General features: G+C 47.3%; 17 protein-coding genes. All 17 read left to right on the top strand.

The window, feature by feature from the left end; translation table 11 throughout:
- Positions 1–11: 11 nt before the first annotated feature.
- Positions 12–2222, top strand: coding sequence for an alpha-galactosidase (locus tag BC351_RS03235; protein WP_079409276.1), 2211 nt, complete (start codon positions 12–14; stop codon positions 2220–2222).
- A gap of 3 nt (positions 2223–2225) precedes the next feature.
- A complete protein-coding gene (locus BC351_RS03230) occupies positions 2226–2600 on the top strand; it encodes a cupin domain-containing protein (RefSeq protein WP_079409275.1) in 375 nt (124 codons plus the stop codon).
- Positions 2601–2661: 61 nt separating this feature from the next.
- Positions 2662–3654 (top strand): aldo/keto reductase, encoded by a 993-nt coding sequence (locus BC351_RS03225; protein WP_079409274.1) that lies wholly within the window; start codon positions 2662–2664, stop codon positions 3652–3654.
- 178 nt (positions 3655–3832) lie between these two features.
- Positions 3833–5032: a glucuronate isomerase gene (locus BC351_RS03220; RefSeq protein WP_079409273.1), complete on the top strand. Its 1200-nt coding sequence runs from the start codon at positions 3833–3835 to the stop codon at positions 5030–5032.
- A 121-nt stretch (positions 5033–5153) separates the two neighbouring features.
- A complete protein-coding gene (locus BC351_RS03215; protein ID WP_079409272.1) occupies positions 5154–6110 on the top strand; it encodes an ABC transporter permease in 957 nt (318 codons plus the stop codon).
- A gap of 34 nt (positions 6111–6144) precedes the next feature.
- Positions 6145–7008 carry a carbohydrate ABC transporter permease gene (locus tag BC351_RS03210; protein WP_411830237.1) on the top strand — a complete coding sequence of 288 codons (864 nt, stop codon included), beginning with the start codon at positions 6145–6147 and terminating at the stop codon, positions 7006–7008.
- 348 nt (positions 7009–7356) lie between these two features.
- Complete coding sequence (locus BC351_RS03205; protein ID WP_079409270.1) at positions 7357–7929, top strand: class I SAM-dependent methyltransferase; 573 nt, start codon at positions 7357–7359, stop codon at positions 7927–7929.
- Entirely contained in the window at positions 7929–8621 is a 693-nt protein-coding gene (locus BC351_RS03200) for a phosphatase PAP2 family protein (protein WP_079409269.1), read from the top strand. Before BC351_RS03205 ends, BC351_RS03200 begins: the two co-directional genes overlap by 1 nt.
- A 20-nt stretch (positions 8622–8641) precedes the next feature.
- The gene (locus BC351_RS03195) at positions 8642–9910 is read left to right on the top strand and encodes an adenosylhomocysteinase (RefSeq protein WP_079409268.1); all 1269 of its coding nucleotides are present in this window, start codon (positions 8642–8644) and stop codon (positions 9908–9910) included.
- Between the two features lie 305 nt (positions 9911–10215).
- The gene (locus tag BC351_RS03190; protein ID WP_244208874.1) at positions 10216–11841 is read left to right on the top strand and encodes a response regulator; all 1626 of its coding nucleotides are present in this window, start codon (positions 10216–10218) and stop codon (positions 11839–11841) included.
- 2 nt (positions 11842–11843) lie between these two features.
- Positions 11844–13640, top strand: a complete 1797-nt coding sequence (locus tag BC351_RS03185; RefSeq protein WP_079409267.1) for a cache domain-containing sensor histidine kinase — start codon at positions 11844–11846, stop codon at positions 13638–13640.
- Positions 13630–14619, top strand: a complete 990-nt coding sequence (locus tag BC351_RS03180; protein WP_079409266.1) for a substrate-binding domain-containing protein — start codon at positions 13630–13632, stop codon at positions 14617–14619. The genes BC351_RS03185 and BC351_RS03180 overlap by 11 nt, the downstream gene beginning before the upstream one ends.
- Positions 14620–14644: 25 nt before the next feature.
- A complete protein-coding gene (locus BC351_RS03175) occupies positions 14645–15919 on the top strand; it encodes an extracellular solute-binding protein (protein ID WP_158081969.1) in 1275 nt (424 codons plus the stop codon).
- 184 nt (positions 15920–16103) lie between these two features.
- Entirely contained in the window at positions 16104–17477 is a 1374-nt protein-coding gene (locus BC351_RS03170; protein ID WP_079409264.1) for an ABC transporter substrate-binding protein, read from the top strand.
- A gap of 78 nt (positions 17478–17555) precedes the next feature.
- Entirely contained in the window at positions 17556–18509 is a 954-nt protein-coding gene (locus BC351_RS03165) for a carbohydrate ABC transporter permease (RefSeq protein WP_079409263.1), read from the top strand.
- Positions 18510–18522: 13 nt separating this feature from the next.
- Positions 18523–19371 (top strand): carbohydrate ABC transporter permease, encoded by an 849-nt coding sequence (locus tag BC351_RS03160; protein WP_079409262.1) that lies wholly within the window; start codon positions 18523–18525, stop codon positions 19369–19371.
- Between the two features lie 30 nt (positions 19372–19401).
- Positions 19402–22677 (top strand): family 20 glycosylhydrolase, encoded by a 3276-nt coding sequence (locus BC351_RS03155; protein WP_079409261.1) that lies wholly within the window; start codon positions 19402–19404, stop codon positions 22675–22677.
- Positions 22678–22689: the final 12 nt, after the last annotated feature.

The raw sequence follows: 22689 nt of genomic DNA, 5'->3' as shown, positions 1-22689 counted from the left end.
AGATGCGGGGTATGGGGATTGTCTTCGATGCGGCTTCACAAACTTTCCATCTTCAAGGAAAGTCATCCAGCTATATCATGCAATTGATGAAATCGAAATATCTTGCTCACGTGCATTGGGGACGCAGGGTAAGGGGAAGCCATTTGGGAGGCTTGCTGGCTATACGCCGTCGTTGTTCTTTCTCGCCTTCGACCGATCCGAATGATCTAACGCTGTCGCTGGACACGCTGCCGCAGGAATTTCCGGCATATGGGGGCAGTGATTTTCGTGTTCCCGCCTATCAAGTTCAGATGGATGACGGAACGACTGTCAGCGAACTCCTCTATGAGTCCCACCGGATTTATGCCGGTAAGCCACAGCTGGAAGGATTGCCGGCAACCTATGTAGAAGATGAACGAGAAGCAGAGAGTATGGATATCACGCTGATCGATCAAACGATTGGTTTGAAAGTAATTCTTACGTACACCGTATTTCGCGATTTCGATGTAATAACACGTTCTGTAAGGTTTGTAAATGTGGGGAGTCGGCCGATCAAGCTGCTCAGAGCCTTAAGCTTTGGCCTGGATCTAGCTCATTGCGACTTGGATATGCTTCACTTGTCAGGCACATGGGCGCGCGAGCGTCATATCCAGCGCCGCCCAATTGTGACAGGCGGGTCGGTGATTGAGAGCCGCCGGGGAAGCAGCAGCCATTCGCTCAATCCCTTTATGGCCCTGCTTTCTAAGCAAGCGGATGAAGATCATGGCGATGCCTACGGCTTCAGTCTGGTGTATAGCGGCAGCTTTGTTGCCCAAGCGGAGGTGGACCCCTACGGAACAACGCGCGTTGTCATGGGGATTAACTCGTTTGATTTCTCGTGGCTTCTAGAAGCACAGCAAACCTTTCAAACGCCTGAGGCTGTTCTCGTTTATTCATCGGAAGGCATTGGCGGGATGTCGCGCACCTATCATAAGCTGTACCGCACACGATTATGCCGTGGGGAATTCCGTGACCGTCACAGACCGATTCTCATTAACAACTGGGAAGCGACCTATTTTAACTTTGATGCGGCTAAAATCGTGGAGCTTGCCAAAGTTGGCAAGGAGCTTGGTCTTGAACTTCTCGTACTGGACGATGGCTGGTTCGGCAAACGAGACAACGATAAGAGCTCGCTTGGTGATTGGTTTGTTGATCACAACAAGCTTCCAGAGGGACTGCCCGATTTGGCAAACCGAGTGAATGGTCAAGATTTGGAGTTTGGTCTGTGGTTTGAGCCTGAGATGGTATCCCCAGACAGTGATTTGTATCGCGCGCATCCAGACTGGTGCCTGCACGTGCCTGGCCGGCGCAGGACGGAAGCGAGACAGCAGCTCATCCTGGATTATTCGCGTCAAGATGTAAGGGATTACATCGTAACGGTCATGAGCGATATTCTTGCAAGCAGCCGGATCACATATGTTAAGTGGGACATGAATCGAAACATGACGGAAATAGGTTCCGCTCAGCTCCCGCCGGAGCGGCAGCGCGAGACGGCCCACCGCTATATGCTTGGGCTATATGAGGTCATGGAGCGGGTAACTTCCGCTTTCCCCCATGTGCTGTTCGAAAGCTGCTCCGGCGGCGGCGGCCGATTCGATCCCGGCATGCTCTACTATATGCCGCAGACATGGACGAGCGATAATACGGATGCTGTGGAACGGTTGAAAATTCAATATGGAACGAGCATCGTTTATCCGATCAGCACGATGGGCGCCCACATTTCCGCGGTGCCTAACCATCAAGTGCATCGCACGACGCCGCTGGATATAAGGGGTCATGTGGCCATGTCGGGCAATTTCGGCTATGAGATGGATTTGACCACTTTGACAGAAGCAGAAAAGGAAGCCGTGAAGCAGCAAGTTGCACTTTATAAAGAACTGCGGCCATTGATCCAATTCGGAGAGTTTTACCGATTGAGTTCTCCTTTTCATGGCGTCGATGCAGCTTGGATGTTTGTTTCAGAAGATCGGAAGGAAGCTTTGGTCGCTTATTTCCAAGTGCTGTCAGAACCGAATGCACCGCTTAAAAAGCTGCGGCTTAAGGGCTTGGAAGCAGGAAGCAATTATCAGTTGTTCGATGCAGATGCAGCGGATGAGACAGTAGAATGCTTCGGCGGTGACGAATTGATGCATATAGGTCTTAATTTACCAATCTGGAAAGGCGATTTCCGAAGCCGCCTTTACCGTTTGAAAATGGAGGAATGACCCATGAAAAAGCTGCGTTTAAGCGATTTGCAGGAGAAGAAGAACGGTCATATTTTGCAGGATGTTTTGCCAGGCGCTTATTTATCTTCAGGCGGTCTTTCTTTCGCGAAGCGGGGAGAACGCAGTCATACGAATGACGGGCCGGATGGAAGGGACTATCATGTCCATGGAGATTGTGAAGCGTTCGTCATTATGCAAGGAACCGGAACGATGGAGATTAACGGCGAGCATATTGCGGTGACTACCGGCGATATCATCATTGTTGAGCCTGGTGAGGATCATCACCTCCATTCAAGCGAGGACGATCCGATTGTTACGATATGGTGCCATGCAGGCCCGAACCGACATAAGAATCAACAGCATGAGGAAACGGTTTGAGCCTGGTCTTCCGGCATCCGGTGCTGCAAGGACGCTCGTCTATTTCTGGGAGGTAAATCGAATGAACTATTTGGCTAATGAAAATCGCTACACGGAAATGCCGTACAATCGCACGGGACGAAGCGGCCTTAAGCTGCCGCCAATCTCCTTCGGGTTATGGCATAATTTCGGTGGCGTCGATGTGTTCGAGAACAGCAGAGCTTTGGCGCGGCATGCGTTTGATCTGGGCATCACGCATTTTGATCTTGCGAATAATTATGGACCGCCGACAGGCTCGGCTGAAGAGACTTTTGGGCAAATTTTGAAAAAAGATCTACTTCCGTACCGCGATGAGCTGATCATTGCGACCAAAGCTGGCTACCGTATGTGGGACGGCCCTTATGGGGAGCGCGGCTCTCGTAAAAGCATGCTCGCCAGCCTCGACCAAAGCTTGAAAAGACTAGGCCTGGACTATGTCGATATTTATTATTCGCACCGCTTTGATACCGAAACGCCATTGGAAGAAACGATGGGAGCCCTAGATCAGGCTGTTCGTCAGGGAAAAGCGCTTTACGTTGGGGTGTCCAACTATAATGCGGAGCAGACGGAGGAAGCCGTCCGTCTATTGAAGAACCAAGGGACTCCTTTCATTATTCATCAAGTCCACTATTCGATGTTCGAACGACGCTTGGAGCAAGGCCTGCAAGAGCTGCTGGCTAGAGAAGGCGTTGGGTCGATCGCTTACAGTCCGCTAGCTCGGGGGCTTCTGACGGATCGGTATTTGGATAACATTCCGGCGGACTCCCGTGCAGCGGGGGGAAGTGTCTTCTTAAGACCAGAGGATATTACGGAAGAAAAGATAGCTAAGTCGCGTCTTCTTAACAAATTAGCTCAAGAACGAGGACAAAGTCTGGCTCAAATGGCATTGGCCTGGGTTCTTCGCAAAGGGCATGTGACTTCTGCGCTAATAGGAGCAAGCAAAGTGAAGCAATTGGATGATAATATAGCGGCATTGAAGCAGCCGAATTTTACCGAAGAAGAATTGAACCTTATTGATCAAATTCTTGCAGGGTGACGGCAGCAAATCAGAGAACACCAATCGGACTTGAAGTCCTTTTGGTGTTTTTTTGTTTTCTCCCTTATAGACCACCAACACCATAAAAAATCACAACCCTGCGGAAGATAGCCCATGGTACAGATAATGCCCTCATTGTACCATCAGATGATAGTTGTAATTAGAGGAGGCAAAAGGAATGAGTATCGGGATAAAAACGAGTAGAGAATCGTTCGCGGAGCATATCATGGGACTGCCTGTTTTGGATACACACACTCATCTTGTGGGGGATCGGCTCTGTGCCGCAGATTTCTGGGAGATTGCCCACTATTTCTGGCTCTTTCGCGAGATGCAGGCGGCAGGTTATCCAGATGACCCGATGGAGCTTCCCGAGGAAACGCGGATAGCGGCATTTTTGGAAGCTTACCATGGAACACGAAACACATTGATGAATATAGCATTCACCCATATTTTCAAAGATTTGTACGGGATTGTGATCCAGGACGCAGCCTCCATTCGGGAAGCCGACGCTGCTGTTCGGAAGTCCGCACGAAGCGCCGGCTGGGCGCAAGAGGTGGCAGATCGCATGCAGGCACGCCGATTCGTTGTGAATATCCCGGAGCATGCGGAGTTCCAGGGGATGAAGCAGAATGCGATTCTGATTCCGCGCATTGATGGGAAATTAGGCGGCTGGGTCAAAGAGATCGCATCGTCAGATGACCCAGCAGCAGCATTCACGCACGCGCGTGAGAAGCTGGCGGAATTGTTGGACAAGTACAAAGATGACGGCTGCAAGGGCATCATGACGACGCTGCCTGCATATGAAGCGAGTGCCAACCGCAAAGTAGTCATTGAGCAAGGCAGCACCAAAGACGAGATTCTGATGATGCTTCTGCACGAGGTATGTGCGGCTGTCGAGCAAAGAGGCATGCTGCTTCAGTTGTTTCTTGGGGTTGAGCGATCGTGGTGCGGAACTGCTGTTCCAGCGAATGACCCGTCTCGTATCCTGAAGCTGTCGGCTTTATTTGAAACGTATGCCTGCACGTTTGAGCTAGTGGTAGCCACTGAGCTGAACAATCTGGATATCGTGCAGGCGGCATGGAATTTCCCGAATGTTCATGTCGGTGGTCATTGGTGGTTTAACTTCCGGGCAAGCACGTACCGGGACAGCATGCAGTACAGGCTAGAAGCGCTTCCAGCCATCAAAAGCTCGCTGATCGTGTCGGATGCCCGCTCGATGGAGTGGAGCTACGGCAAAATTGCGGTGATCAAACGGCTGGTGGCCGAATTCCTCTGGAACCAAATCGAAGCGGGCTGGATTGATCAAGACACAGCCTATCCTATTGCGGAGGATTGGCTGTATCGAAGTGCTGCCAAGCGTTACGGCATCGAGATTTAATGCCCTATTTTCAATCGTAAAAAAACACAAAGCGCAGTAAGTTTCACCATCGCTACCTGCTTACAACCCTTGTAAGATAAAGAAGTACATTTGATGTAGCATGCATGAAGGGGAGGAAAACATGGCCAGTAAAATTCAGCCATCCGATCGAACGATTTACAATTTCTCATCGCGGAGTCAGAAGTGGGCTTTTATGCGAAAACATTGGCCGATATATGTGATTTCATTGCCGGGAATTATTTATTTTTTGCTGTTTAAATATATCCCGTTAATGGGTTCGGTGATCGCCTTCCAAAACTACAATATTTTCAAAGGGATAAAGGGGAGTCCGTGGGTTGGCCTGGATAATTTCCAGCGAATGTTCACGTATACGGAATTCCTGCAGATTTTAAAAAATACGATATTAATCGGTTTGTACGATATGGTTTTCGCCTTTCCGGTTCCTATTATTTTGGCTCTACTGATCAATGAAGTAAGGATGATGGCGTATAAGAGGATTGTTCAAACCGTCGTTTACATGCCGCACTTTTTGTCGTGGGTCATCGTCGGCGGGGTTGTTGTAGGCGTACTGTCGCCTTCGACGGGAATCGTCAATCATCTACTCTCTTTATTTGGCATCGAGCCGATTTACTTCATGGGGGAAAATAGTTACATTCGTACGATTATGATCACATCCGGGATATGGAAGGATAGCGGTTGGGGAACCATCATCTATTTAGCAGCTATTGCAGGGATTAATCCCGATCTGTATGAAGCCGCCCAAATTGATGGGGCAAGCCGCGTTCGGCAAGTATTTTCCATCACCGTTCCAAGTATTTTGCCAACGATTGTGATTTTGTTCCTGCTTCATATCGGCAACTTCCTCGATTTTGGTTTTGAGCGCGTTTTCGTTTTTCTTAACCCGCTTAACAATGAGAATGGAGAAATTATTGATACGTTTGTATACCGGTCTGGACTGGTTGACCGTCAGTATAGCTACACGACGGCCATTGGATTGTTCAAATCAGTTGTAGGTCTAGCCTTGATTACGCTCAGCAACACATTCAGCAAAAAGATGACCGGCGAAGGATTGTATTGATCCGGAAGGAGACAGGAGGCAGTTCACGATGATTATGACAAAAGGTCATAAAATGTTTAATATATTCAACATCATATTGTTAGCGGCTCTCGGACTCAGTATGATACTTCCTCTTATTCATATTATTGCGCAATCCTTAAGCAATAACGTCGCGATTAACGCAGGAAAGGTTGCACTTTGGCCGGTTGGGTTCACACTCGGAAGCTATAAGCTAATTCTTCAGGATCCAACCATATGGATTGGTTTTCGGAATAGTGTCATCATTACCGTATTTGGAACATTGATCAATCTGTTTATGACAACAACGCTTGCTTACCCTTTATCCAGACAAGAGTATTTGTTTCGCAAATCCATTCTGATCATGGTGCTGTTTACACTTATTTTCAGCGCTCCGTTAATTCCGAATTATTTGCTGGTGAAGCAGCTCGGACTGCTCAATACCCTCTGGGCTTTGATGCTTCCTATGGCGATCAGCGCTTTTAATCTATTCGTTATGCGATCCTTTTTTCTCAACTTGCCGTCGGAATTGTTGGATTCTGCTAGAATTGATGGCTGCGGGGAGTTTAGGATATTGTGGAACATTGTACTGCCGCTGTCTAAACCCGCTATGGCGACAATGGGCATCATGTATGCGGTAGGTCATTGGAATCGTTATGCCGAAGCTGTTTTCTATATCGACCATCGAAACTGGATACCGCTGCAGGTGCGATTAAGAGAAATTGTATTTACAGACCAGTTTGGCCAATCGGATGTTTCTTCAGAATTAATGCTTGTTCTTTCTCCGGAAGGGATTAAGATGGCGGTCATTGTTGTGGCGACGATCCCAATCCTGCTTGTCTATCCGTTCTTGCAAAGACACTTCATTCAAGGGATGATGGTCGGATCCGTGAAATCTTAATAATAAAAGCTAAATCAGCTGCCTCGCTATACTAGCGGGGTGGCTTTTTGGTTTTTGGGAAAATATTAGCACATTCATGACGAAAATGTAAGATTACTGCTTGAAATGTAAGCTGCATCGATGTTTGAAAAGAACCAAACCGAGTAGGATTAAGGGTATAAAGAAACTAGCCAGTAAGGCAAAGAGGAGGAAATCCCTAGTGAAAATCATCTGGAATATCGATGGGGAATCCGTGTTTTCTATTTCTTCAAAATTTCTTCATAATTCCTTTACTTTTTCCTTCGCATACTCTTCAGAATATTTCGTTACGATATGTGCATCGAAAGGTGATGAGAGGAGAGCTTTTTCATGATTAGAGTGATGCAAGAGCAGCTGTTATTTTTATATAAATTCATGCGTGCGCCGAGCCAGATCGGAAGTGTCACGCCGAGCTCTGTGTTTCTGGCCAAAAAAATGCTCGAGCCCGTTCAATGGAATCAAGTTAGGAGCGTTGCTGAGCTCGGGGGTGGCACTGGTGCTATTACCAGACATCTGGCACAGGTTCTGCATAAAGAGGCAAAAGTACTCGTATTTGAAAAAGACCAACAGCTGCGCAGTCAATTGTCCACCCGGTTTCGGGACTTTGCCTGCTATGCCGACGCTTGCAGCATGCAGCTTGCCTTACAGAGAGAAGGAATCGATGGGCTGGATTGCATCTTGAGCGGCCTTCCGTTTTTTAATTTTCCGCCTGTTCTGCGTGAGCAATTAATGCACCAGATTGAAACGACGCTGAAGCCGGGCGGCTTATTCATCGCCTTCCAGTATTCGCAGCAGATGCGGAAACAGCTCAGCCAGCGATTTGACATCGAGCGCATTCATTTTGTCCCTCTCAACGTTCCGCCTGCTTTCGTATACGTCTGCCGCAAAAGGGAGGTATCTTGATGGGCGCGGATAAAACTGGCGCCGATAACAACATTAAATCATCGAAGCTTGACACTTATTTTCCACTGCTTTGGCTGCTTGCAATTCCGTTTTTGAACATATTTTACGGACTGCTGAATAACGGCAGCGGCAATGTCGGTAATCTGATGACCGATTTAGACCATCTGATCCCTTTCATTCCGGTATTTATTATTCCGTACTTGTTCTGGTACCCGTTCATATTCGGCATGTTCATCCTCTTGTTTCTGAAGGATAGAATCGTCTACTACCGCAGCTTGATTGCCTTATGCGCAGGGCTAATTTCCTGTTACCTTATTTATGCAGCGTATCAAACGACCGTACCCAGACCGCCGATAATTGACGACGGCTGGCTAACCGGGCTTGTGAAACTCGTTTATGCGACCGATAAGCCGTTCAACTGCTTCCCGAGTATCCATGTCCTGACCAGCTACATTGTGCTGAAGGCGTCTTATCGCTGCAGCTTTGAGCGAAAAGCGCGAACGGCGATTTTTATAGCGGCATGGAGCATCATCATCTCCACTTTGTTCGTGAAACAGCATGCGCTTCTTGACATTGCCGGTGCCGTTTTATTGACCGAAGCGCTTGTTTTCATCGTGAAGCTTATCCGTTTTAGAAACCGTAAACCATCAGTGGAGGCACACGCCCATAAAGCAGCACAAATAACGAAGTAGAATAGGAGCGATGAGTTTATATGAATACGAACGCCAAGGAACGCAGTAAAATCAGGGATATTGCCTTAGCGGAGGAAGGCCGGCTTAAAATTGAATGGGCGAGCGCGCATATGCCCGTTCTGAATCGAATCAAGGAACGATTCGTCATCGAACAGCCTTTTAAAGGATTGAAAGTTGCCATATCGCTTCACTTGGAGGCGAAGACGGCATATCTTGCGAAGGTCATTCAAGCAGGCGGTGCAAAAGTGACGATTTCAGGCAGCAACCCGTTATCTACCCAAGACGACATATGCGCAGCGCTCGTTACCGACGGTATTACCGTCTTTGCCAAATATAATCCGGATCCCCTGGAGTATAAACAGCTGCTGATCGATACGATCGAAACGGAGCCGGATTTGATCATTGACGACGGCGGGGATTTGGTAAGCATTCTGCATACCGAACGTCGCGATTTGTTAGGGAAGGTACGTGGCGGTGCTGAGGAAACGACAACAGGCATATGGCGTTTGAAGGCGATGGAAAAGGAAGGACGGCTCGAATTCCCAATGCTTGCGGTGAACGACGCGTTCTGCAAATATTTGTTTGACAACAGGTACGGTACGGGGCAATCGGTGTGGGACGGGATTAACCGGACGACCAACCTGGTCGCAGCTGGTAAAGTCGTTGTCGTGGCAGGCTATGGCTGGTGCGGCAAAGGCGTTGCGATGCGTGCCAAAGGCTTGGGGGCGAAAGTAGTGGTCACGGAAACGGACTCGATCAAAGCTGTTGAGGCGTACATGGACGGTTTTGAGGTTATGCCTATGCAGCAAGCGGCACAAATCGGCGATATCTTCGTCACGGTTACCGGTAATAAGGATGTCATATGCGGTAAGCATTATTTTCTGATGAAGGACGGAGCCATTCTAACGAATGCGGGTCACTTCGATGTGGAAGTCAATGTGAAGGATCTCGAAGACCTCGCTGTTTCGCACCGTACTGTCAGGAAAAATATCGATGAGTATACGTTCATTGACGGTCGCAGCGTCTACTTACTTGCAGAAGGACGGCTCGTTAACTTAGCGGCGGGCGACGGTCATCCGGCAGAAATCATGGATATGACTTTTGCGCTGCAAGCGATGTCGTTGAAATATGTAAACGAGCATTATCAAAGTCTCGGCAGTAAGGTCGTAAATGTACCGTTCGAGTTGGACGAACAGGTGGCGCTCTATAAGCTGGACTCGCTTGGTATTGAGATCGACCGGCTTACGACAGAACAGCAAACTTATCTTGCGAGCTGGGCGGAGCATTAAAACAAAAAGGGGCGTCCCCAACTAACTTGGCCTGTGAATCTGCTTGTTCCATAATGGAACTGCAGATCACAGGCCGTTGCCTTTTTAATAACAAAGTCCCTTAACAAAAAAAGGCATTCAATTTGGCTCTACCCGATACGAGCAAAGGCTTGTATAATTATGAGTACATTAAACGAATAAAGCTTATTGCAATATATAAAAGGATTTTGATGTGTCATTACTTTGTACTTTGTACTTCGCATTCTTGCATGTGGTAGTTATTCTGACAAGAATGGAAATTTGTTTGAAGCAAAGAATGAAATGGGGTGTACATCATCTATAGAATCATAATCGTGGACGACGAAATTGAGGTCAGAGAAGGAATTAAAGAGAGCATTGACTGGGAACGGCATGGTTTTGAATGTATCGGAGACTATAGGAATGGCAAAGAAGCTTTGGAAGCGGTCGCAGAGCTTAGGCCGGACTTGGTTTTGTCCGATATTTGCATGCCGTTTATGGACGGGATCGAGCTGACCAGGCAAATTCAGTTGAAATATCCGTATATCAAGGTGATTATTCTTACCGGCCATGATGAGTTTGATTACGCACAGCAAGCACTGCGTTTGAAAGTTCACGATTTTGTCGTCAAACCGATAACGGCAAAAGAAATTCGCACTCTGCTGGATAAAGTGAAGGCGGAAATGGACAAGGAAGCAGAAAGCCGCGAAAACCTCACCCATTTGAGAATGCAGCTGCATCAAAGCTTGCCTTTGTTGAGAGAACGGTTTTTGGAGCAGCTGATGAGCGGCACCCTAAGTGAAAGAAAGATTCTGGAGCGGTTCCACTATTTCGGGCTTCCGTTAATTGAACCGCCTTATCTTGTTGTCGCCATTGACATTGATAACCTGGACGAAGTCAAAAAAGAAAGATGGCAGAACGATCCGGAGCTTTTCCGATCGGCTGCTTACAATATTGTGCAGGAAGTAGTGGAAAGTAAAGAAGCCATTGTCTTCCGGACGAGAGAAGAGCGAATGATCGTCCTCTTCTATGGAGAATCGGGAGACGAACTCGATGAAACGGCGCTCAACTTGTCTGAGGTCATGCGCTTCTGCATGGAGAAATATTTGAAATGCACGGTTACGGTTGGCGTCGGAACGATGTGCAGAGCTCTGCATGAGCTCCCGCTTTCTTACAAAGGGGCGATCTCTGCGCTGGATTACAGGTTCATGCTTGGCAACAACAAAGTCATCAGCATTCAGGATATGGAGGGCAGCAACAAACCTGCTCAGCAGTTGGAGATGGAATGGAACCGGAAATTCTCCACCTTGATCAAGACGGGAACGTTCGGGGAAACACAAGCACTGATCGAACAATTAATTAGTCGTCTCAAGGCTTCCTTAATGCCAATGGGTGGCTGTTATTTACAAGTACAGTCCATTATTATCGCGATTATGAATACGATTCATGAATTCGAAGGCAATCAAAGCGGTCATTTCAAAGGCTATGATATCGCTCAAAGAGAGATCAATCGTTTCAAAACGTTGGATGAAGTGGAAGATTGGCTCAAAACGATTTGCAAAGAAGCGATTTCATTTGTTGCGGAGCAGCGAAGCGATCAAACGAAAATGCAGGTTCTGAGTGTGGTTGATTACATCGAAAAGCATTATGTGAACGAGAACCTTACCGTTGATGAGCTTTGCCGCCATGTTCATTTAAGCAAAAGCTATTTCAGCTCTGTGTTTAAACAGAATAAGGAACAAACGATTATGGAGTACGTAACGCGCGTGCGGATCGATAAAGCCAAAGATTTGTTGAATCAGACGTCTTTGAAATCCTATGAAGTGGCCTCAAAAGTCGGTTACAGCGACCCTCAATATTTCAGTGTGTTATTTAAAAAGCATACAGGAACGACACCTACGGAATACCGAGAAAAGTTGTTGAGGGAGAACTGAGTATGAGAAAAGGATGGAATGTCGGATCATTTCTATTTAAGTTCAGAAGCATTCAGTCCAGTATTTCTGTCGTCTTCTCATGCCTGATTCTGTTTCTGATCGTGATCACAAGCTACATCTCTTATCATTTGTCGGCGGACGCGGTAGAAATGAATTCCAAACATTATATCTCTGAAATCGTCAAACAAGTGAACATTAATCTTCAATCCTATATTACCAATATGGAAGATATTTCTCTGCTGGCATCCACGAACAAGGACGTGAAATATTATATTACGGGTACGAGCTTTATTAGCGATGAAGAGCGCAGGCCGTATGAGAAACGTATATCCGATTTATTTCAATCCATTTTGATTACCCGCAAAGATATTGCCTCGATCATGGTGTTTGGCTACAACAACCGATTTGTTTCCGACCGCAGAATTACAAGCTTGAATTTGAACGCCAACTTCGAGGAACAGCCTTGGTACAAAAACGCGAAAGCGGAGGGAGGTCGATCCGTCATTTCCGCTCCCCACGTCCAGAACATGATTCAAAATGAGTATCGGTGGGTTGTTTCACTAAGCCGTGAGCTAAAAAGCGCAGATGGCATTACGGGGGAAGGTATTTTCCTCGTTGATTTGAACTTGAGTGTTATTAACGAAATTTGCAATCAAATCAACCTTGGCAAAAGAGGATATGTTTTCATCGTCGATAAGGATGGCAGCATCGTCTATCATCCTCAGCAGAAGCTGATCAACAGCAACCTGAAAACAGAGATGATCGATCAGGTCAAACAATCGGGCAGCGGCAGCTTCACGACGGGAGAAGGCAACAAAAAAAGGATGTATACGATTCAAGAGACGCATTTCGGCTGGAAAATCGTCGGGGTCGCCTATGCGAATGAACTCATTGCCAACCAGTATCAAATTAATGTTTCGTATTTCCTGTGGACCATATTAGCTTTAGTCATCGCTTTATGCCTCTCATTTTATCTTTCCCGTCACCTCTCGCAACCGATCAAACAGCTGCAAAGAAACATGAAACTAGTGGAAAAAGGAGACTTCACGATTCGCTCGGATTTTCAAAGCAAAAATGAAATCGGACAATTAAGCCACACATTCACGATTATGGTTGGCCGTATCCGAGATTTGATGAATCAAATTATTCAGAATGAAGAAAGTAAACGCCAGAGCGAAATGAAGCTGCTGGAAGCGCAAATCAATCCTCATTTTTTGTATAACACGCTGGATTCCATCATCTGGATGGCAGAGCGTAAAAAGCATGATGAAGTTGTGCTGATGACATCCTCCCTCGCCAAACTGTTTCGTGCCATTATTCATAAGAATAACGAAACCGTTCCTGTCCGAGTAGAGATTGAGCATATTACCAACTATCTCCAAATTCAAACGATGCGCTATCAGGATAAGCTTGATTTTCGGATCGACGTGGATCCCGGGATTCTGGATGTGCATATTCCCAAAATTATTTTGCAGCCTATTGTGGAAAATGCGATCTACCATGGGATCAAGAATAGTCTAGAGCTTGGACAAGTAACCATAACAGGGACAGAAGAAGGGGAGACGATTGTATTTGTCGTTGCGGATAACGGTGTCGGCATGGAGCCGGAGAAGCTGGAGCAAATTCTGAAGTCGAGAGATGGTATTGTTAAGGGGATTGGCGTCAGCAATGTGAATGAACGCATTCAACTATTCGGAAGTGAGTTTGGCCTTTCCTATAAGAGCGAAAAGTGGGTAGGCACGGAAGTCAGGATTGTTCTCCCCAAATGCCTCCAGAAAGGAGCCGATCATGCACCTTAAAAAGCCGGTTGTCTGGGCCGTGCTGCTCGTGATTACGCTTGGTTTCGTCGCGGTTATCGGCATGGAGATGCTGCGGATCACGAATCCCAAGAAACTGGAGATTGCAATTGTGTTAAAAACGAACAATATTCGCTCGGACTATTGGCAAATGGTTCGTTCAGGCGCAGAAGAGGCTGCTAAGGAGTACGCAGTAAACCTCGATATTAGAGGGCCGTTATCGGAAAGCGACACGGCTGGGCAAATTCGCAGCGTGGATGAAGCGCTGGCGAAGAAGCCGGACGCGATCATTCTCGCTGCGGCCGACTACGACGGGCTTTCATCCGCCGCTGAGAAAATAGCCAGATCCGGCACGAAGCTTATCTTGATCGATTCGCCGGTTCGCTCCCATCCGGAGGCAAGTTTGATTATGACTGACAATACCGAAGCCGGGAGGCAAGCTGGCATGATTTTGGTGAAAGGACACAATGGCTCACCATTTCGCGTAATGACGCTTAGCAGCAGCAAGGAATCGCTCACAGAGAAGGAACGTCAGGACGGATGCACAGCAGCGTTCGCGAGCTTTCCCAGCGTTGCTTATGCAGGAAATTTCGAACTTGAAGGAACAGAGGATGCGGTTTATATTCAAGTGAAAAACCTGCTGACTATGTATCCGGACATCCAAGGGATTGCCGCTTTGAATGAAACGGCAACATTAGGTGCGGCTAGAGCTGTTAAAGAAATGAAAGTTGGAGACCGCATCCGAATTGTCGGCTTTGACAGTTCCATCTATCAAATCAAGCTTATGGAAGAAGGTATTTTAAAGGCCGAAATCGTACAAAAACCATTCAATATCGGTTATGTAGCTGTTGAAACGGCTGTTCAAGCTTCCTCGGGCATCAAAGTGGATCCTAAGATAAATATCGAATCCCGTGCCATCACCAGAGAAAACATGTATACCCAAGAGAATCAGGAGCTTCTTTTCCCAATGGTAGAAAAGTAGTTATATGACTAAAGGGGGTCAAGCCATGAGCCTATTCGCTCATAGAAAAAGGGGTTTGTTGATCATACTACTGCAGCTTGCGGCTGTGTTGTTCACCGGATGTATTCGGGAGGACGGCCATGGCTCGGCTTCCACCAATCCCGAGGCGAAAGCGTCGATTACTTTCGTAGCCGCAGAGTATAGCTCGTCGACCAAACCCTATTTTGAGAAACTGGTGAAAGATTTCGAGACGAAGTACCCGAATATCAAGGTAGAACTGCAGGTCATCAACTGGGATATTCTCGATAGCGCCTATAATACCATGATTAGCCGCAATGAGCCTCCGGATTTGCTGCTCACGAACATTTATGCGCATTTTGCCAAGGATGGGCTGCTTAACAGTATGGATGATATATTGTCCAAAGAATTGAAGGACGACATTTACCCCTATTTGATGGAGAGCAGTAAAATGGAGGGCACGCAATACACGGTTCCATATGTCGCTACGATCCGGCAATTGTACTATAACAAAGATATTTATAATGAAGTTGGGATTACACAGCCACCTACAGATTGGAAATCCTTAGAGGAAGACGCGCGCAAAATAAAGGAAACTAAACAAGTTGACGGCTTTGGTGTCGATTTGACAGATAACGAAATTTGGGCGTATCTCTCCTATTTCTTTTATGGAGCTGGCGGAGGCTGGATGAGAAATGGCGAGTGGGCGATCAATTCTCCTGAGAATGTGGAAGGCATCACGTTTCTGAAAGATTTATATGCAAAAGGGTTAACGGATGCGGAGCCGACTGTGACGACACGCGACGAGAAGCAGCGCATCCTTGGCAACGGCAAGCTGGGCATGCTGATTTCCGGCAATTATTTTGAGGCGGTCGTTCCGCATGAGTACCCAGGATTAAAATGGGGGAAAGGGCCGATCCCGGTCAAAGAGGGGCAGACTCCCCTAGTGCTAGGCGTACAGGACGTTCTGATGTCGTTCAAAACAGATCATACGAATAAGGAGGCTCTATCCAAGTTCCTCGATTTTATGTATGAGAGTGCGCGTTATGAAGAGTTTGTTCTGCGGGAAGGGTTTCTTCCAACCATTCAAACGGTAGGCAGCAAACTCGCGAAGGATGATCCGGCCATGAAGCAAAATTTGGACGCGATTAAAACCGCAAAGTTCTACCCCATTCAGGACCCGGCTTGGTCCGCTGTTCTGAATGCAACCAGAAATATGGGGCAAACCGTGCTGCTCGGTCAGACAAGTCCGAAACAGGCGCTGGATCGACTGCAGCAAATTGCTTTGAACAAAAGTCATTGAGTTGTGCATAAGAACAAGGCCAGGAAATGATTCCTGGCTTGTTTTGTGTTTTTATACAATGCGCGCCCAAAGACAATACATTTTTAACTATTTACAGTTTTTTAATCAATGGTTGCAAACCGTGAAAATCACTATGATTAAGGTGTAAGAACGGATCAACAAAACGCTGGGGAGGTCATTTCGAATGAGAACATCCAAAAAAGTATTGGCATGGGGTATGGTACTGTCAACAGTTATGGTTACACTGAGCGGTTGCGGAAGCAACAATGCGAGTACGACTTCGCCGACAACGAAGCCTGTTGAAAGCGCTAAAGCAACGGAGGGCGCAAAGGCGGGGGGAACCAAGCTGGCCGGAGATTTCGAAATTCAATATTTTGTCGGTGGATACGGAGACGCCTGGTGGAAACAAGCGATTGCTGATTTCCAAAAGCAAAATCCTGATCTCAAGATTAAAGAGTCCGCCGGAGCAAAAATTAATGATCAAATGAAACCACGCTGGCTGCAAGGAAATCCGCCTGATTTTGTATACATTGACGGAGCCGGCTCCAACACAAGGCAAATGGTAACGGACGATCAATTGATGGATATTACGGATTGGCTAAAAGAGGCCAAAAATGTCGATGGGAAAAAAATTCTCGATCTGCTGATCGCTCCTCCTGAGGAGTACAAGCCAGGCAAAGCATTTGCCGTTCCGTTAGTCTTCGGATCCTGGGGCACGTTCTACGATAAAGCGTTATTCAAAAGCAAAGGGTGGGAAGCGCCTGTAGATTTCCAAAGCTTCATGGCTTTAGGGGAGAAAATTAAAGCGGATGGCAAGATGAGCGATTACATCCATACAGGGGTATATCCTTATTACATCAATGGTGCCTTGCTTGATCCAACCATCATTGCGATGAACAACTATGATACGTCCATTTCCAAGAAAATTAATACGCTCGAAAAAGGTGTTTGGAAGAGCGAGCCGGTGATGAAAGCTTTGGATAAAATTGTGCAAATAAGAGACAAGGGTCTGATCGATAAAGCATCTCCGGCGCTGAACCATACGGATTCCCAATCCCAGTGGCTGCAGCATAAAGCGGCATTCATCCCGACCGGCATTTGGGTGGAAAGCGAAATGGCGAAGGACATTCCGGCTGGATTCGAATTCGGCTTCTTGCCTTCCATCGGCCAGGACAAAGGCGGCAAATTTGTAGCGAATCCTTACACGTCCACTGTGGGTATTGCCAAGAAAGCCAAGAACCCCGAGGCAGCCAAAGCGTTTATGCAATTTATTTTCACTGAAAAACAAAGCAAACTATGGGCGGAGCTTTCCAAAGCCCCTTCGAACATTAAGGCTGATCTTGAAGGAACGAATGCGCCGGCTCTGACGAAAGAGGCAGCTAAATTCTATAACTCGCCGAATACGGTTGTCGCGCCTGAAATCGTCATTCCAGAGGAGCTTGTCACGGCGAGAAACAACGCGACGATCGCGCTGACCAAAGGCGAAATTACACCGCAGCAGTGGGCGGATCGCATGGAAGAAGCGACAGACAAAATTCGCGCCAAAGAAAAGAAATAATTCCGTTCATGTGATGAACGATAGTGAGGGAATGAAGCTTCCCTTGCTATCGCTCAGACATTTAGATTGGAGGAAACTATGAAAGAGAGACAGCCAGCCGCAGCCGCCATGAACGATCGGAAAACGAGTGTTAAAACCGGCACTGCAAAGATGAAGCGGAATATATTCATTCTTTCCTTTATCCTGCCAACATTGCTATTGTACCTTGTTTTTACCGTTTATCCCCTGTTTAAAGGTATTTATCTTAGTTTGTTTGATTGGTCAGGCGGTTCTGAAACGTATAACTTTATCGGTCTTGGCAATTTCAAGGACCTGCTGCACGACGATATCATTCTTAAGACAATTCGCAACGACTACATTCTGGTTATCGGCAAAGTCATTGGTTTTATGCTCTTATCCATGTTCTTGGCGTTGGCGCTAACCCGTTTCAATATGAAAGGTTCAAGTTTTTATCGGATCATTTTCTTTCTGCCTAATGTGCTTTCGGTTGTTGTTGTCGGCGTACTCTGGCGCTATGTGTACAATCCGAACCTCGGATTTTTGAATTCCTTCATCTCTTTATTTACTGAGAAAAAGTTTGATTTCGCCTGGTTAGGCGACAAATGGTCGATCTTCGCGCTTTTGCCTCCTGCGATTTGGGCAGGCGTAGGATTCACGATCATTTTGCTGGTTGCCGGCATTCTGAGCATTCCCTCGTCGTTATACGAATCGGCGGACATTGACGGCGCGTCGCAGTGGCATCAATTTTGGCAGATTACCCTTCCCTTGTCGTGGGAGCAGATCCAGACCTCGGTGCTTTGGATTGTCATGACAACGCTCAATGGTTCATTCGTCATCGTCACGATCATGACTTTTGAAGGCGGAGTGGACAATGCGACACAGGTCATGGGCTCTTATCTGTATTTGAATGCCTTCAAGTTCGGCAAATTCAGTTATGCGTCTGCGATTGGCGTTCTCATTCTGGTGCTTTCTTTGATCACGACAGCAACGCTGCAAAGGCTGATGAAGAAAGAAACCATTGAATTAACGTAGAGGGGTAATGAGTATGAGTCAAGCAACGGTTCATCCCGTATTTCGTTTGTTTTTCAAAGTGTGCCTTATCGCCTGGTCTGTATGTATTCTTTACCCGCTGATCTGGACAGTTCTAAGTTCTTTGAAGGATAATCAGCAGTTTTTTCTAGGCAAGCCGTGGGATCTGCCCAAGCTTCCCTTGCTCTGGTCTAATTTTACGTTCGTGTGGGAAAAGTACCATTTCGGCTCCAACTTTGCGAACTCACTCGTTGTGACCGTGGTCAGCACGGCTGCCGCAGTGCTTCTATCAGCTACGACAGCCTATGTCATTGCAAGGTTTACGTTCAGAGGGAATGGCTTGCTGTACTATTCGTACCTTTCTTACATGATGATCCCAACATTTTTGGGCATTATTCCTCTATTTTTTCTATTGAACGATCTTCATCTCACGAACAATTTATTTGGCTTAACCTTGGTGTATACAGTAACAGGAGTGCCGTTCGCTGTGTTTGTATTAGTCAGTTTTTTCAAAACTTTGCCCAGCGAATTGGAAGAAGCGGCTTCCATTGACGGCGCTTCGCACTATGGCATCTTCTTTCGTGTGATGCTTCCTCTGGCCAAGCCGGGATTAATTTCCGTCGCTATTATTACTGTGCTCAATACTTGGAATGAGTATGTTTTTGCGCTGGTGCTGATTAGCGATCCTACGAAATATACGATACCAGTTGCGATTGCGGTTATGCAGGGGGAGATGCAGTACAGGACAGAATGGGGACCGCTCTTCGCTGCGCTGATCATTTCGATGGGGCCGCCGATCGTGTTTTACGGCATTTTTCAAAAGCAAATTACAGGAGGCATTACGGCTGGGGCATTAAAAGGCTAACATGAAAAGGACAAAACGGAGGAATTCAACATGAGATATTCTTTTATGAAAAGAAAATCAGTTATGGCGCTACTGGTAATTTCCTTATTCGCTTCTCTGTTTCAACCGCCATCCGTATCCTATGCAGCGAACGCAGCTCCGAATGTGGTTCCCAGTTTACGGGAATGGACGGGCGGAGCAGGCGCTTTTCAATTAAAAGATACATCACGAATTGTTATTGATTCCTCTTACAGTGATGAGCTTGCGGAAACGGCTGCGGCCTTTAAGGATGATGTCACACTGGTTGCTGGCAAAGCATTGACTGTTGTTCAAGCTAATGCAGCGAATGCAGGCGATATTTTCTTGACACTTAATAGCGATGACATGGCCATCGGCAATGAAGGCTACGTGCTGGAAGCGGCAGCCAGTCTCTCGATCAAAGGGCATTCGACCGCTGGCGTCTTTTACGGCACTCGGACAGTGCTGCAAATTTTGCAGCAGGACCCTTCACGTTCTTATGTGCCTAAAGGAACTGCCAAGGACTATCCGCAATTCGCTCAGCGCGGAGTGATGCTTGATGTCGGGCGCAGATACTATTCAATGGCGTATCTCGAAGATACGATCAAACGGCTGGCATGGAATAAGCTGAATACGTTTCAAATCCATTTTAGCGAATGGAGCGGATTCCGCTTGCAAAGCGACACTTATCCTGGTCTTGCTTCGACCAAATCGTACAGCAAAGCAGATATCGTACGGTTGACCGAAATCGCCGATCGTTATCATGTTATGATCATCCCTGAGTTAGAAATGCCCGGCCATGCGGCCATCCTTAACAAATATAAGCCGGCTATGAAATTCAGTTGTTCCTCGATGGATAAAGACACGACAGGCTGGGACATTCCGCAGTTTACGGTTGATTACACGAAGAGCGAAACACGCACTTTCATTAAAGGTTTGCTCGACGAGTTCGTTCCGTTGTTCAAGGGACCCTACTTCCATATCGGCTCCGATGAAATTCAAACAGAGTCCAAAATGAACGCTTGTCCGGAGCTTGTGGCCTATAAAAACAGCAAGGGCTTGCCAAAGGTCGGAGATAGCTTTATCGAGTTCATCAATGAGATGAGTCAGCATGTCAAGCAGCTTGGTAAAATACCGATGAACTGGAACGGATTCGAAGACTATCATCCTAGCATTCCATTAAATTCGGATAATGTGATTACCGTTTGGAGCGATGAAAAAAGTTCTTCCAAGCAGGCTAGTGCATTTGCCAACGAGGGGTATAAAGTATATGCCTCCCCAGGTGATGTGCTGTATGTAACGCCAGGGAAATCTCTTCTGCCAGATACATCCTACCTGTATGAGAGCTGGAATCCTTCCGTGCATACGAATATGATGGGATACTTTATATCGATCTGGTCCGATTACTGGGATCAAGTTAAGACACCGGATGGCAGGGTCGGATATGAGAGCGGTAGTTCGTTTAAAGGCGTAGAAGTTGGAGACGGGGAATACGTGATTCCGGAATCCAATTTCGAAGATGCCTCCAGAAAACCGCGTCAGGCGCTTTCCGAAAGAATGTGGGGAGGCCCTCGTTCTGCCACCGCTTCAGATTTCTTTAACCGAGTGAGTTTAATCGGGGACGAGCCGTCGGTCAGCAACCCTGCGCCTGCCGATCCGCTAGGGATAACGATTATCAAAAATAGCGAGCAAGGAACAGACCTCAATCGGATTCATTATTCCAAAATCGGCACGAGCGGAAGCAACGGCTGGATTGTTTCATCCGATAGTTATACAAGCTTGACCGACGCTTACTTCGAGATCAAATTTGTTGGCACACAAATCAAACTGGTCGGCGGGATAGCTCCGGGGCATGGTATTGCGGCCGTATCTCTCGATGGCAGCAGCGAGGTCGATGCGGATCTGTATGCTCCATCTCGCCAAAATGCGACGGCTTGGTTTACTTCGCCTGTCTTGCCGTATGGCGAGCACACCGTCAAGGCTAGAGTAGCGGGACGAAAGAACAGTTCTGCCAGCGGTACTTTTCTTTCTCTGGAACGTGTTGAAGTCATGAATCGCGTTGTCGTTGAGAATACCGTAAGCGGGGCGGGCAATCATCAATTTAATTACACGGGAACATGGAATGTTGGAGCAGAAAGCACCAGCGCAGCAACGAATGATGCTTATGAGATGAAGTTCACAGGCAAGCAAATCATTCTGATCGGGACGAAGTCGCCTGGTGCAGGGATTGCAGGCATTACGATCGACGGCGGCGCTGAGAAACTGGTTGATTTGTACGCTTCTACTTCCCAAAGCGGCGCTAACTTGTTCGTTTCCCCGATACTTAGTTCCGGTGCGCATATGATCAAGGTCAGAGTTACGGGAACCAAAAACAGCCAAGCGATAGGTACGGCCATTGCTGTTGACCGTGCGGAAATCGTCCTTGCCCAGCAGATTAATGTCACTGGCATACAGATGGACAAGGACTCGCTGCATCTGAAAGTCGGAGAAACGAGCGAGATTGAAGCTGTCGTTTCTCCGATCAATGCCACGAATAAGAACGTGACGTGGACAAGCAGCGACGAAGCAGTAGCTAAGGTCGCAGACAGCGGCAACGGCAAAGCCGTCGTAACGGGACTCAAAGCAGGCAGCGCAACGATCACAGCTGCTGCGGCAGAAGGTAACTTTACGAGTGTGAGCCAAGTTACTGTAGACAATAATGCTCCGGCGGCACCTGGAACTTTGCTCAGCGCTGCTGCTGGTACTGTTCAAGCGGGCAGTCAGTTGACGATTCGTTTCGGAGTCACTAATGTGACTTACAACGTATATGCTCAGGACATTAAACTGAGCTATGATTCGAGCCTCTTGGAATTCGTCTCGGCGGCATCTATGAAAGACGGCGTCAGCATCGTCCAAACAAAGGATCAGGCGGGCCAACTTCGCCTTATCTTGGTAAGCCAAGGTGCGACCCATCCTGTTACAGGTACGGCCGACATGGTGCAAATTGTATTTATGGCAAAGAACGTACAGCAAGCGGCAACGGGGCTAATCACAGCTGCGACAGTTATTCTTGCCGATGCACAAGGCAAGGAAACGAGCGCGACCTCTTCGTCGATCAGCGTGCAAGTGACACCGGTTCCGGTCGGCATTCCGGGCGATTTGAATCACGACAACAAAGTCAGCATTGGCGATCTTGGATTCGCTGCAGCTAACTACGGCAAAACTTCCTCCAGTCCAGACTGGGATCAAGTGAAATCCGCCGACATGAACAATGACAACATCATTGACATTCTCGATCTTGCGGCATTGGCGAACAGAATGGTGGAGTAATCACGGGAAAGG

Source organism: Paenibacillus ferrarius, assembly GCF_002027705.1.
GTDB classification, from domain to species: Bacteria; Bacillota; Bacilli; order Paenibacillales; family NBRC-103111; genus Paenibacillus_E; species Paenibacillus_E ferrarius.
This window is presented reverse-complemented; position numbering and strand designations above follow the sequence as displayed.

What these genes read in the sequence shown, in the direction of transcription:
- BC351_RS03235 (WP_079409276.1), top strand. Translation starts at nt 12, where the DNA reads ATGGGGATTGTCTTCGATGCGGCTTCACAAACTTTCCATCTTCAAGGA.
- BC351_RS03230 (WP_079409275.1), top strand. Translation starts at nt 2,226, where the DNA reads ATGAAAAAGCTGCGTTTAAGCGATTTGCAGGAGAAGAAGAACGGTCAT.
- BC351_RS03225 (WP_079409274.1), top strand. Translation starts at nt 2,662, where the DNA reads ATGAACTATTTGGCTAATGAAAATCGCTACACGGAAATGCCGTACAAT.
- BC351_RS03220 (WP_079409273.1), top strand. Translation starts at nt 3,833, where the DNA reads ATGAGTATCGGGATAAAAACGAGTAGAGAATCGTTCGCGGAGCATATC.
- BC351_RS03215 (WP_079409272.1), top strand. Translation starts at nt 5,154, where the DNA reads ATGGCCAGTAAAATTCAGCCATCCGATCGAACGATTTACAATTTCTCA.
- BC351_RS03210 (WP_411830237.1), top strand. Translation starts at nt 6,145, where the DNA reads ATGACAAAAGGTCATAAAATGTTTAATATATTCAACATCATATTGTTA.
- BC351_RS03205 (WP_079409270.1), top strand. Translation starts at nt 7,357, where the DNA reads ATGATTAGAGTGATGCAAGAGCAGCTGTTATTTTTATATAAATTCATG.
- BC351_RS03200 (WP_079409269.1), top strand. Translation starts at nt 7,929, where the DNA reads ATGGGCGCGGATAAAACTGGCGCCGATAACAACATTAAATCATCGAAG.
- BC351_RS03195 (WP_079409268.1), top strand. Translation starts at nt 8,642, where the DNA reads ATGAATACGAACGCCAAGGAACGCAGTAAAATCAGGGATATTGCCTTA.
- BC351_RS03185 (WP_079409267.1), top strand. Translation starts at nt 11,844, where the DNA reads ATGAGAAAAGGATGGAATGTCGGATCATTTCTATTTAAGTTCAGAAGC.
- BC351_RS03180 (WP_079409266.1), top strand. Translation starts at nt 13,630, where the DNA reads ATGCACCTTAAAAAGCCGGTTGTCTGGGCCGTGCTGCTCGTGATTACG.
- BC351_RS03175 (WP_158081969.1), top strand. Translation starts at nt 14,645, where the DNA reads ATGAGCCTATTCGCTCATAGAAAAAGGGGTTTGTTGATCATACTACTG.
- BC351_RS03170 (WP_079409264.1), top strand. Translation starts at nt 16,104, where the DNA reads ATGAGAACATCCAAAAAAGTATTGGCATGGGGTATGGTACTGTCAACA.
- BC351_RS03165 (WP_079409263.1), top strand. Translation starts at nt 17,556, where the DNA reads ATGAAAGAGAGACAGCCAGCCGCAGCCGCCATGAACGATCGGAAAACG.
- BC351_RS03160 (WP_079409262.1), top strand. Translation starts at nt 18,523, where the DNA reads ATGAGTCAAGCAACGGTTCATCCCGTATTTCGTTTGTTTTTCAAAGTG.
- BC351_RS03155 (WP_079409261.1), top strand. Translation starts at nt 19,402, where the DNA reads ATGAGATATTCTTTTATGAAAAGAAAATCAGTTATGGCGCTACTGGTA.